At 38.0% G+C, this 10,464-nt stretch carries 11 protein-coding genes and 2 pseudogenes; 11 read left to right on the top strand and 2 right to left on the bottom strand.

Going from position 1 to position 10,464, the window contains the following annotated elements:
* Both ACFIMP_RS08795 and ACFIMP_RS08790 read right to left on the bottom strand, forming a co-directional pair.
* Positions 1-1,121 (bottom strand): YfjI family protein (locus tag ACFIMP_RS08795; RefSeq protein WP_375686272.1); only part of this gene is annotated, 1,121 nt, incomplete at its 3' end.
* Between the two features lie 12 nt (positions 1,122-1,133).
* A pseudogene (locus ACFIMP_RS08790) lies at positions 1,134-1,835 on the bottom strand (DUF7146 domain-containing protein); the annotation flags it as partial.
* 263 nt (positions 1,836-2,098) lie between these two features.
* Here ACFIMP_RS08790 and ACFIMP_RS08785 point away from each other — a divergent pair.
* From ACFIMP_RS08785 to ACFIMP_RS08735, 11 genes and pseudogenes are all read left to right on the top strand, one after another.
* A complete protein-coding gene (locus ACFIMP_RS08785) occupies positions 2,099-2,317 on the top strand; it encodes a TA system antitoxin ParD family protein (protein WP_005773872.1) in 219 nt (72 codons plus the stop codon).
* On the top strand, positions 2,310-2,594 hold the full coding sequence (locus ACFIMP_RS08780) for a type II toxin-antitoxin system RelE/ParE family toxin (protein WP_375628392.1): 285 nt from the start codon (positions 2,310-2,312) through the stop codon (positions 2,592-2,594). The genes ACFIMP_RS08785 and ACFIMP_RS08780 overlap by 8 nt, the downstream gene beginning before the upstream one ends.
* 772 nt (positions 2,595-3,366) lie before the next feature.
* A complete protein-coding gene (locus ACFIMP_RS08775; protein ID WP_375628393.1) occupies positions 3,367-4,176 on the top strand; it encodes a carboxymuconolactone decarboxylase family protein in 810 nt (269 codons plus the stop codon).
* Positions 4,177-4,262: 86 nt separating this feature from the next.
* Positions 4,263-4,883: a hypothetical protein gene (locus tag ACFIMP_RS08770; RefSeq protein WP_273758245.1), complete on the top strand. Its 621-nt coding sequence runs from the start codon at positions 4,263-4,265 to the stop codon at positions 4,881-4,883.
* Between the two features lie 291 nt (positions 4,884-5,174).
* Entirely contained in the window at positions 5,175-5,978 is an 804-nt protein-coding gene (locus tag ACFIMP_RS08765; RefSeq protein WP_375628395.1) for an AfsA-related hotdog domain-containing protein, read from the top strand.
* Positions 5,979-5,989: 11 nt separating this feature from the next.
* A complete protein-coding gene (locus tag ACFIMP_RS08760) occupies positions 5,990-6,832 on the top strand; it encodes a hypothetical protein (RefSeq protein ID WP_273758244.1) in 843 nt (280 codons plus the stop codon).
* Between the two features lie 84 nt (positions 6,833-6,916).
* Complete coding sequence (locus ACFIMP_RS08755; protein ID WP_254492176.1) at positions 6,917-7,675, top strand: HAD family hydrolase; 759 nt, start codon at positions 6,917-6,919, stop codon at positions 7,673-7,675.
* Positions 7,676-7,827: 152 nt separating this feature from the next.
* The gene (locus ACFIMP_RS08750) at positions 7,828-8,583 is read left to right on the top strand and encodes an SDR family oxidoreductase (protein WP_375613840.1); all 756 of its coding nucleotides are present in this window, start codon (positions 7,828-7,830) and stop codon (positions 8,581-8,583) included.
* 11 nt (positions 8,584-8,594) lie between these two features.
* Positions 8,595-9,527, top strand: a complete 933-nt coding sequence (locus ACFIMP_RS08745) for a DMT family transporter (RefSeq protein ID WP_375624018.1) — start codon at positions 8,595-8,597, stop codon at positions 9,525-9,527.
* Between the two features lie 13 nt (positions 9,528-9,540).
* Positions 9,541-9,618: pseudogene (locus ACFIMP_RS08740) on the top strand (type II toxin-antitoxin system RelE/ParE family toxin); the annotation flags it as partial.
* Between the two features lie 18 nt (positions 9,619-9,636).
* Positions 9,637-9,762, top strand: a complete 126-nt coding sequence (locus ACFIMP_RS08735) for a helix-turn-helix domain-containing protein (RefSeq protein ID WP_281433075.1) — start codon at positions 9,637-9,639, stop codon at positions 9,760-9,762.
* The last annotated feature ends 702 nt before the right edge of the window (positions 9,763-10,464 follow it).

Genomic DNA, 10,464 nt, shown 5'->3' with positions numbered 1-10,464 from the left:
TCTTGAGCTTCAGCAGAAAAGCGTATGGTAATAGGGTGTTTTGGTGATCCTAATGGTTTATCATAAAGAGAACGAAAAATTTCTTGATAACTTTCCCATACCTTTTGATTGGGAGGTCTATCAACCCATAACCGCTCTTTTCGTTCATCGGGCCACACCAGCATTTGAAACCGTTGCAATAAGCCGTCATTATTTGTTCCATGGTGCATTGCTTGAATAATGGGAATAATCCGTGAAGGTTGAATGCCCCCAATAATGGAAATGGTTGCATTGGGAATAAAAATGGTTCCACGTCCTATACGGTCATAGGTGTATGATTTTTTGCCATTAAAAGCTGTTAGATAGAAAGAACGGTCTGATTGATATTCCTTCCGTTCCAAATCGGATAAAAAACCAGATAATTCATCACGAACCAACAAGAGACCACGGGGGTTTTCTTTTAACAATTCCCCAAGCTTTTCGACGGTCACATCGTTGACAATAAGACGTCGTTTATTAAGCGTGTCATCTTCCTCACTTTCTTTATGTTCAAGAGATTGAGAAAGAAGAGCAAGGGCTTGTTCCTCGTCTTGATCTTTGAGTGCTTTGTAGGCTTGTTTTTTCTTTTCTCTTTTGTCTAATTCAATAAGAATATCTTTTGTTTCTTGCTGTTTTTTCTTCTTTAACCATTCTTGATGCCATTCCTCTTGAAAAACATCAAGAGGTACTAAAGCAGCTTCCATGGTATCTGTTTTCATAGTTGAAGGTTCCCCCACAATGGCACCCCAGAGATTAGGAACAATTTTCCAATTGGCATGTTGTTTTGGAGAAACCCGCACGCCATTTCCAATGACAGCAGACAATCCACATAAAGCAGAAACAGCAACAAAATCGATAGAAGATTGTTGAATATCAGCAACGTCATAAACATAGTTTATTAATGGTGTTGGAAGCAGGAATATTTTAAAAGGCTCGACGGGTAAGAGAGCCGTAGCAATCGGTTGTAATTGCCCCCAACCATTTTGTTGCAAGGCTTGTTCATAAGAAATGGCTTTTAAACAAGTATTTTCGTTTAAAGAGACATTATCGTTATCATTGACGGGAGTATTTTCATTATTGTTTTGTAAATTACTATCTTTCATAGTTTCCCTCTTTTAAGAAAGTAATACGTTATTAAAATCGGTTCCTTTTGGAGCTTGCATCATAAAGACCTCAAAGCCTTGTCTATAGGCACGCGCAGCTATGGTAAAACCTGCTTTACGACCCGCATCATCGCCGTCCATTGCAATGGTGAGACGTCCTTTTGTATGGGGTAAATTCACACGCATCATGCCACTGGTTGAAAGAGAAGCCCATAAATCAACGGGCTCTGATAACAACCCAGACAAAAGAGCCAGACCGGTTTCAATGCCCTCACAAATGACCAGATGTTTGGGATTGCCTTGACTTAAATGCACAGCACCACCTGTTACAGATCCCAACATGGCTTTTGCTGGTTTTTGGTCTGTTTTGCAGCCATTGGCTTGTAAAAAGGTTCTATGAATGGCGAAAGAGCCAGCCCCCTTAACAAGAGCAACCAACGCGGGCAGTGTAATCCCAGAGGGGTGTGGACACTTGTCGTAAAAGCGTAAATCAGCAGGCAAATCACATGTGATCCCCCGCATACGTAAATAGGTTTCTGCTAAAGTATTTTTGATTGGTTGGCTTTGTTGCCAAATTGCTTTTGCTCTCTCTGCTTTCTGTTTTGCTCGTTTGAGATCAGCACAAAACTGTTTGGAGAAAGAGAGCGTCTGATCATAAGCTTGTTTTCCAAGCAAGCCAATTCTAATGAGCGCTTGTATGATCTCTCTAAAAGAATAGATTATATAGAAGTTCGGGAATTTTGATTCCGTTGATTCTTTTAACTTATTTTCTGCCTATCCCGAACCTTTTTAGAGCTTATTCTCGATCATTTAGTTCTAAATTTATCTTTTATTTTCTCTTCTTTCAGATATTAAGAAAGATGGCTGTGAGAGAAGGAATTGTGTTAGAGATCTGCTAAGGTTATTGTGTTTCAAAGGTTGCTTTTTAACACCTTTTGAACTATATTACCACCTTATTGTAAGGTAGGAGTATAGTCATGGCTACAACTGTTAAACTGTCTGATGATCTCATTAATGAGGCTAAGCGTTACGCGTCTGTTTATAGCCGCTCGGTTCCTAAGCAAATTGAATATTGGTCGCGTATGGGCAAAATAGCCGAAGAAAATCCAGATCTCTCTTTTCAATTTATTCAAGCAATCTTACTTGGACAACAAGAAAATGCAGATGGCGATGTAACAGCATTCGAATTTGGCTGAATCTATGCAAGTTTTACAAACCAATTCATTTAAAAAAACTGTCAAAAAACTGCATGCCAACCAAAAACAAGATCTAGACCAAGCTGTTCGCGTCATTATGAAAACGCCCAACATTGGTCAAGCCAAAACAGGTGATCTTTCTGGTGTTTTTGTCTATAAATTTAAAATGGCCAAGCAATTGACGCTGCTTGCTTACAGCTATGAAGATCACACGATTACTTTGACCTTGTTAGCACTTGGCTCTCATGAAAATTTTTACCGAGATCTTAAAGCATAATATATTTTACAACTTGATAGAGGCACACAGCATTAATTTTACTAAAGTTCTCCAGTGCTAAAGGTATTAAACCAAAATTTATAGACATGATCAAGCTATATTGGGCACCTAATTGCGGCATAATATTTTTAGCTAAACCGATTGGAGGACTTTGCAGCAAAGGAGTACTGCACTCATCTGCTATTACATACCTCTAACTTGAGTTAAAAACAAAGCTCTTCCGTACACCCCAACAAATGGCTTTGTCATGATAGAACTTTACTAGATTAGAGGTAAGTCAGTAGCATCTGTTATAAATTTAACGCTTCGCACTTTCCTCGGTAAATTCAAGCCGCAAATACTAAATACAACTAAGTCCTATAGCTCAATGCGCACATAATCATGCATGGTGTTTCTACGCTCAACAAGTTACACCTCAGTTCTCTTGCGCAAATACGAATAAGAAGGGTTTAATTTGCTAATTTTAGCTCAGTCTTAAGTACAACGTCTGGAAAGGCTACACGTGCCTGCTGCATCAACGTAATATTAATGCCATAGAAAAATCCCTTACTATCTGCTATAGCTTCATAAGGATTGCCTATAATGTAAAAAATGAAAAATAATATAAAATAAATTTACAAAAATGATTGACTAGGATATTAAAGCACGATAATGATTCATGCAATGCAAATCCGCAAGAGGAGATAAGGTATTGCATTTTAATTGAAGGTTTAGTCTTTAAGGAAAGTAAAAGCCTTATCCAACTAAGGCTCCGTGGGGAGGGGGCCATTACATGCAAGAACAAACATTTGTAAATTATAAGAAAAATGCTTATGAATTGGGCGTGGAGCGTTTACGCTCTATGGAATTGGTCGAGACTCCTTCAATTCTTGAAGAAATGGCCGATGTTGCCCCTGATCTCGCAAAATTCATCATCTCTTTTGTGTATGGAGAAATTTATGAGCGACCTCACTTAACAAGCCGTATTCGGCAGCTTGCCACCGTTGCCATCTTTGCAACTCTCGGTAATGCAAGACGGCAACTCAAATTCCACCTTACCAGTGCTCTTAATATTGGGTGTAGTCCTGCTGAGCTGATTGAAGTAATGATACAGTTGGCACTTTATGCAGGGTTTCCAGCAGCCTTAAATAGTGTTTTTGCTGCAAAAGAGGTCTTTGATGAAAAGCAACTAGACTTCATATCTAGTTGCGGCTCGCCATTAGTATGCGAGGATCGCTACGAATCTGGACTGAAGGCACTAGAACATATTGATGGCCCCGATGGACAAATGATTATTAAGACACTGGGTAGCATTGCTCCAGACTTAGCTCGTTTTGTTGTTGAGTTTGGGTTTGGTGATATCTACACACGGCCTATCCTCAACTTCTTTGAACGGGAAATTATAACGGTGGCAGCGTTAGGAACGTTAGGAACTGCGATTCCACAGCTGAAGCTGCATATACAGGGTCTGCTTAATGTAGGTGGCACGCCCGAACAGGTGATTGAATTAGCAATTCACATTGCTCCTTATGCAGGCTTTCCTGCAGCGATTAATGTCGTTGAAATTGCTAAAGAAGTTTTTGTCTCACGCAAGGAGACATAGAGAAATTTATTTGCCAGCAACATCATTATTATCAAAAGCGTGATACTTACGAATTTAATTTTTTTCTTAATTTCAAGGAGAATTTAATGTCTACACCGTATCTTTTAATTACAGAAATATATCCTAAAGAAAACCAAACTCTTACAGTAGCTAAGAAATGGAGGCAGATCACAGCAGAAAAATCTGAGCAGCAGGCTACGGTGTTTGTATCTCTTGATAATAGGACTGTTCTGCAGTTGAGAGCCTTGCCCTCATTAAAACAGATTGAGAGCTTGCCGGGGATATGGGAGCTTGAATTAAAATTATTGGGAGAAGATCTTGTGAACGACTTTCGTCGTCAACTTTTGACCTATGTTGAATCGGTAAAAGTGCTCAAGCAGTCTTTGCCTAGCACACCGTATCTGCAGCTGCGTCATATTGAGGTTCCTCCAAGCCGTTTTACCTCCTACCGCCAATGGCGAGACAAAACCATTTTTGACGTAGTACGCAAGGCATCTGAGGTTGAAGAGTTTATTGCTTATCATTCCATCATTAGTACAGAGCCGGGTGTTATGTTTCTCTCCGGTTTTTCTGTTGATCCTGAGATCTATAAGAGCCTTTTTTCTTCTCCGCGCTATCAAGAGATAATTAAAAAGGCCGGAGACAATTTTATCACGGGTGGAGAAGGTGGACTTTATACAAAAATTTACAAACGCTTTATTAATTAACAACGAACTACGGCGACAGCTGTAAAACTAAGCTGCAGCTTTTGGTTTGAGTGGAGGGTAGTGATTGCTAAAAATGAGCGCTTACTCTTCTATAATATTACCGAAAAGCCATGTATGTTTTAAGTAATGTAATTATTTTGGTAAATTTTTGCTTATATTTGATCAATAACGTAGTTACCGATTTTTAAAGCCATATAATAATTTTATGAAGAGTATGTTTTTATTTCAAATAAATCAAAGAGATATAAAAAGAGAGTTAAAATTAGTTATAATTTTGAGGCAGGGAGCACAATGAAAAATACATCTAATAAGAAAATTTTTATAGTTGGCAATAAATTTCATGAATTTAGTATACATGAAAACGTTAAGACTTTTGGGGAAATTTTAGAGATAATACGTACAAATTCCTTTGCCAATTTACCTAGTAATAGTCAACTTGTTAGCGGTCAAGGGTTAACAGAAGTTCAAGCTCAAGCTCTTTATGACCAAGGACTATATCCACTCGCAGCCCACGGGATTGATATTTCTCCTCTACTACAGCGTCCACTTCGCGTTAGCCGCCTGCAAAGTCATAAGCACTACATCAGAAATGCGATTATCTCTCACCCGAAACGTTTAGATGAGCATAATTTTGAATCTCACTTAATATTGGATGAACGGTCAGAACTAATGAATGATCATCAAACTGGACAACATATACAAGGTATGGTGTTGATTGAAGCAGCTCGTCAAATGTTTTTAGCAGTTACTGAGGAATATTTTATCGGAGATAACTGGACGGAGCCGTATTACTTCGTGTTAAATAGCCTGGCTGCCAATTTTACAGGGTTTGTATTCCCTCTTGACGTTGTTTTTAACTATCGAATTAACTCTAGCGATATATCCAGATTATCTCGCCTTCACTTCGATATAACTATATCAGTTAACCAAGGCGACACGAGCGCCGCTACTCTTTCCTTTCAGTTTACTGCTTATCATGCAGAAAAACTAAAGAAGAATGAACACAAACAAGCGATTAAATTTCTTAACAAGCAAACAGGTAGGGACTCTATCTCGCGGAAAGCTGAGAACCTTGAAAATGTTTATCTTGCGTAGAGGCATTATCTATGAAAACAATAATGTACGAACTAAGTTTGACTACACAAGGACCGACTTATCCCCCGAGCGAAGTAATGGATGAAAAGGGAAATTTTATTGTTATTGGACAAATCAATCGCATGAATTCCCATGGAGAACTTACCTCAGAGTGGGGAAGAGCTTTGGTATCAACCTCTACTGTAACTCCTGAATTCGGCAAGAATGCTCCCTACGATATCATAAAAGAACTTTCAGATCCTCTTTCTAGTAGTGATGCCTCTCTTGTATTACATACTCTGCCCTTACCATTACCATGCAATAATTATCCAGTAATATTTGCACCAGCGCAATGCCCCAATGCGAAAAATATTTATCTGCCAAGCTATGGCTTCCATGAAGTACCAATACCAGACGCTCGAAACCAAGATGGTAGAAAGATTACTGCGCCGATAACCCTTGAACAATGGTGTAAAGCGAAAGGATCCATGGAAGTTTCCGTCCCTAACGACCAACGAACAGGACATTTTCGTTTTGAATTTTTGGGGTTAATTCCTAACAGTCTTTACACAATTATGGCACTACGGCAACATGATCTGAATCCCCATGCACCTACACGACCCGGCCCACTTGGTCTTCCCAATATACTACTGGCAGATGCTGATGGGCATGCCTTTTATCAAGCAATATTACCCAATCCGTTTCCATCTGTGAACGATCCCTCTGCTAATCGAATAGTAAATATCGTCTTGCTTTGGATGAGTTATCAAATGAATCGAGGCGGTGCGATCGGATGGTATGGCTTAGGAGGGGATGTCCACGCGCAGCTAAAGCTCAAAAAAACAGGTTTCTGGGAATTCACAACAAAGGATTAATATTACGAATAAATCATATCCATGCTTATAAAGAACAAACAACATTATAAAGTATTTAATTTTTTTTGAAGGGAGAAATTAATAATGAGCCTTGCGTATGCATTCTTCGATGTAGATGGCACCCTTATTCGGAGCAAGAGTATGCTCGCTTTCCACGATTTCTGGTATAAATCTTGGCTAGGTTTTTCAACCAACGCTCACCAAGAGGAATATGCAGATACTACTGCTATTTTACGTGCACACCATGATAACCAGAGTCCGCGCAGCGTAATAAACCGTCGCTTTTATGAATTTTTTGCCGGACGTGCTGTAGCAGAAGTAACAAGATGTGCAGAAACTTGGGCAAAGCGCGCGTTGATTAATCCTACTTTCTTAATCCAAGAAGTAGTAACAGAACTAAAATCCCATCATAGCCAAAAAATTGAGCCGGTCTTAGTATCCGGCTCTTTTATAGAAATTCTAGCCCCCATTGCAGAACATCTAGGTGTACCTTACATCTTGGCCACAAAACTATTGCATGATGGGCAAAAATATAATGGCCGTTTCGTCCCTCCGCAAACGATCGGCGTTGGAAAAGCGCTTGCGATTCAGGATTTTATTGAAAAACATGGTGGTGACCTTAAGAACTGCTGGGCCTACGGTGATGATATTTCCGATGAGCATATGCTGAAGCTTGTAGGTCATCCTGTCGCTGTTATTGGCGATCCTTTGCTTGAGGCGTATGCTCACAAGCATGGTTGGCGCTGTTTAAATCTACCTAAAGAATCACAAACTCTAGCATTCTCCTCTAAAAAGGTATTTCCTTTTAATGAGACGTCTTTACATGAAATATCAGTTCTTTAGTTATTCAACCTAATCACAATAAACTTTAAGGCTATCTTATTATTTAAACAATTTAATAATACTCAATACATTAAACATAATACAGTAATACATAATGCATGGCTAAAAATAAACTAGCTGAATATTAATGATTACAACTTCAGGTATAGAAAATGCTAAACGAAATGATAAAAAACACGACCGGAATTTACTCACAACAACAGAAACGTATTTTAGTCACAGGAGGCGCTCGCGGCATCGGTAAAGCAATTGTTCTAAACTTATTGAAAAATGGTCATAAGGTAGCAAGTGCAGACATCATTGACATAGAACTACCAACCTCCATCGATACGGCAAGCTTATGTAAATTGATTGTTGATATCCGCGATAAAGAAGCCATTGACTCTTCTGTCCATAAGGTTATCTCAGAATTTGGTGGTCTTGATGTCTTAGTTAATGTAGCAGGCATTTGTTATAGTGGCGATCCAGAAACAATTGATGCTCAAGAATGTGCTGAAACATTTGATGTGAATATTAAAGGAATGTTCTATATAACAGCTGCTACTTTACCCTATCTAAAAAAGGAAATTCGCGCCGATATTATAAATATTTCATCCATATGGGGTGTAGAATACAATCCTTCTTTAATTTCATATTCTTCTTCTAAATTTGCTGTAGAGGGCTATACTGGTGGGTTGCGCTTATGGGGAATGCCACAAAATATTCGTGTTTGTTCAATCCAAGTTGATAAAGTTAATACGGATTTTCGTCGAAATTTTAAAGGATTCCCAGAGATACCTCCAGAGAATCTTGCCAAAATGCTTCACCCAGATGACATTGCTTCCGCGGTCAACTTTATTCTTTCCTCATCTAATACCGCACAAATTTCTTCTATACGTCTCGATGCTCCACTTTGGTATCAAGTATAAGGATCTATCCAATGAAAATCACGCCCAGAATAGCTCTTGTCTTAACCCTCGTAGGAACCTTTTTTTGGGGTTCCAATTTCCAAGCCACTAAGATAGCTTTAACGACTGTTTCTCCATGGACAGCTTCTTTTGAGCGGTTTCTCATTGCCGTAATCGCCATATTTTTAATTATGATTTTCAAAGAAGGCTTGCGGTGGCATGTTTTATCGCAAAATTTTATTTCTTATATTTTCCTAGGGATTATCGGTGTGGCAGGGTTTAATGGCGCTTTATTTGTTGGCTTGCAAACGTCAAATCCTATAACAGCCTCCCTCATCATGGCGACAACCCCTATTAGTGCTAATATTATTGAAGCTATCATGAATAAATCTTTCCCAACCTGTGAGAGGGTTATAGGGATGCTCATTAGCATGTTCGGGGTCTATTTAGTCATAACAAATGGGAGATTTTTGTCTAACCATGTTTCCTTTGCCAAAGGAGATATTATGATTCTTTTAGGTTCCATTGGTTGGGCGTTCTATACCGTGGGCACGCGGTCATTTGTCAAGAACGCAACCCCGCTTGAAACAACAAGCTGGACGATGCTCTCTGGCACCGTCGCCCTTGGCGTCCTAACCTTTTTATTCGAATCCCCTCTTCAAGAAACGATGTCTATGTCCGGTGCTAGTTTATTCGCACTCCTTTGGATGGGGGGTGCAGGATCAGTTTTAGCCTACCTATTTTGGAATATTGGAATAGCGATCCGAGGTCCGGGTAAGACGGCGATATTTTTCAATTTTGTACCTATTTCAGCCTTATTGGTGCAAATCCTGTTCGGCTTCATCCCTCAAATCATGCAAATCATAGGCGTTTTTGTTACGATTTTTGGAGTTCTAATCGGACAAGGCTATATATTCAGCTTACTAGGATCTAGAAAAGCCGTTCCCAATGCGCATAAAGAGTAATATACTTTTTAAGATGAATGGAAATTGGCGTGTTATTTTTCGCTTTATCGGAACAGATGTGGAGCTTGTTGATTATCAAGATTACCATTGATGAAAGGAATGAAAACAAATGACGCATAACCCCGCCCATTCTAGTGAAGTTCTAAAAGTAGCTTTTTTAGAAGAAATGGGGATAACAATACAAAAATTAGCGTATCGTCCTCATATAACAAAATACGTATTTATTGTCAAATAATATTTTATCTTTTTTTGATATTTTTTTGTATTTTTTAAATACGTTGTGTATTGATAATATCTTATGATTATGAATTGCTTCTTTTATATTTATATGCGTTTAAAGCTATATTATGGGCTTTATGAAACGATTGCGTTATGTTTTGAATCTATACATCTATAATATTTAAAAAGGCTCTCATAATGCGTATTTTTATCTTTATAACCTATCAGTTTTTTTACTAAATGAATTTAAATTTTTTTGTGAATTTTGTTTATAATACATTTAAAATTTAATAGCCTCTTATAGGTGCTCTCTTTATAATCAATGCGTTCATTTACAGTTTAGTTATTTGAAGCTGCTGTTTTTACGCATTTTCTATAGCTGTTATATGCTTTATAGCCATGGCATCATTTTTCATGTTCATAAGAGAAATGATAAATAGGATATATGATAATTGTGATTTATAGACCGTTATGAAAACACTTATGAAAACATCTCAATAGAAACTGATCATTATAGAGATGAGCAAAATCCCTTTTAATAAACTTTTGTCAGTCTTGTCAGTTCTTTTTAGAACCTATATCATTTTTTTCAAATGAGAAAAATTAAAATCATTATATTTCAATAAGTTAAGTTTTATGAATTTTTCAAAATACAACTTATTAAAACAGCCATAACAAATAAATACAACTGTAAATATATATTTGTCAGTTTATGTCA

The organism is Bartonella sp. AP65SXKL (assembly GCF_042195725.1).
GTDB lineage: Bacteria > Pseudomonadota > Alphaproteobacteria > Rhizobiales > Rhizobiaceae > Bartonella.
The sequence above is the reverse complement of the archived record's forward strand: the minus strand, read 5'-3'. Positions and strand labels throughout refer to the sequence as shown.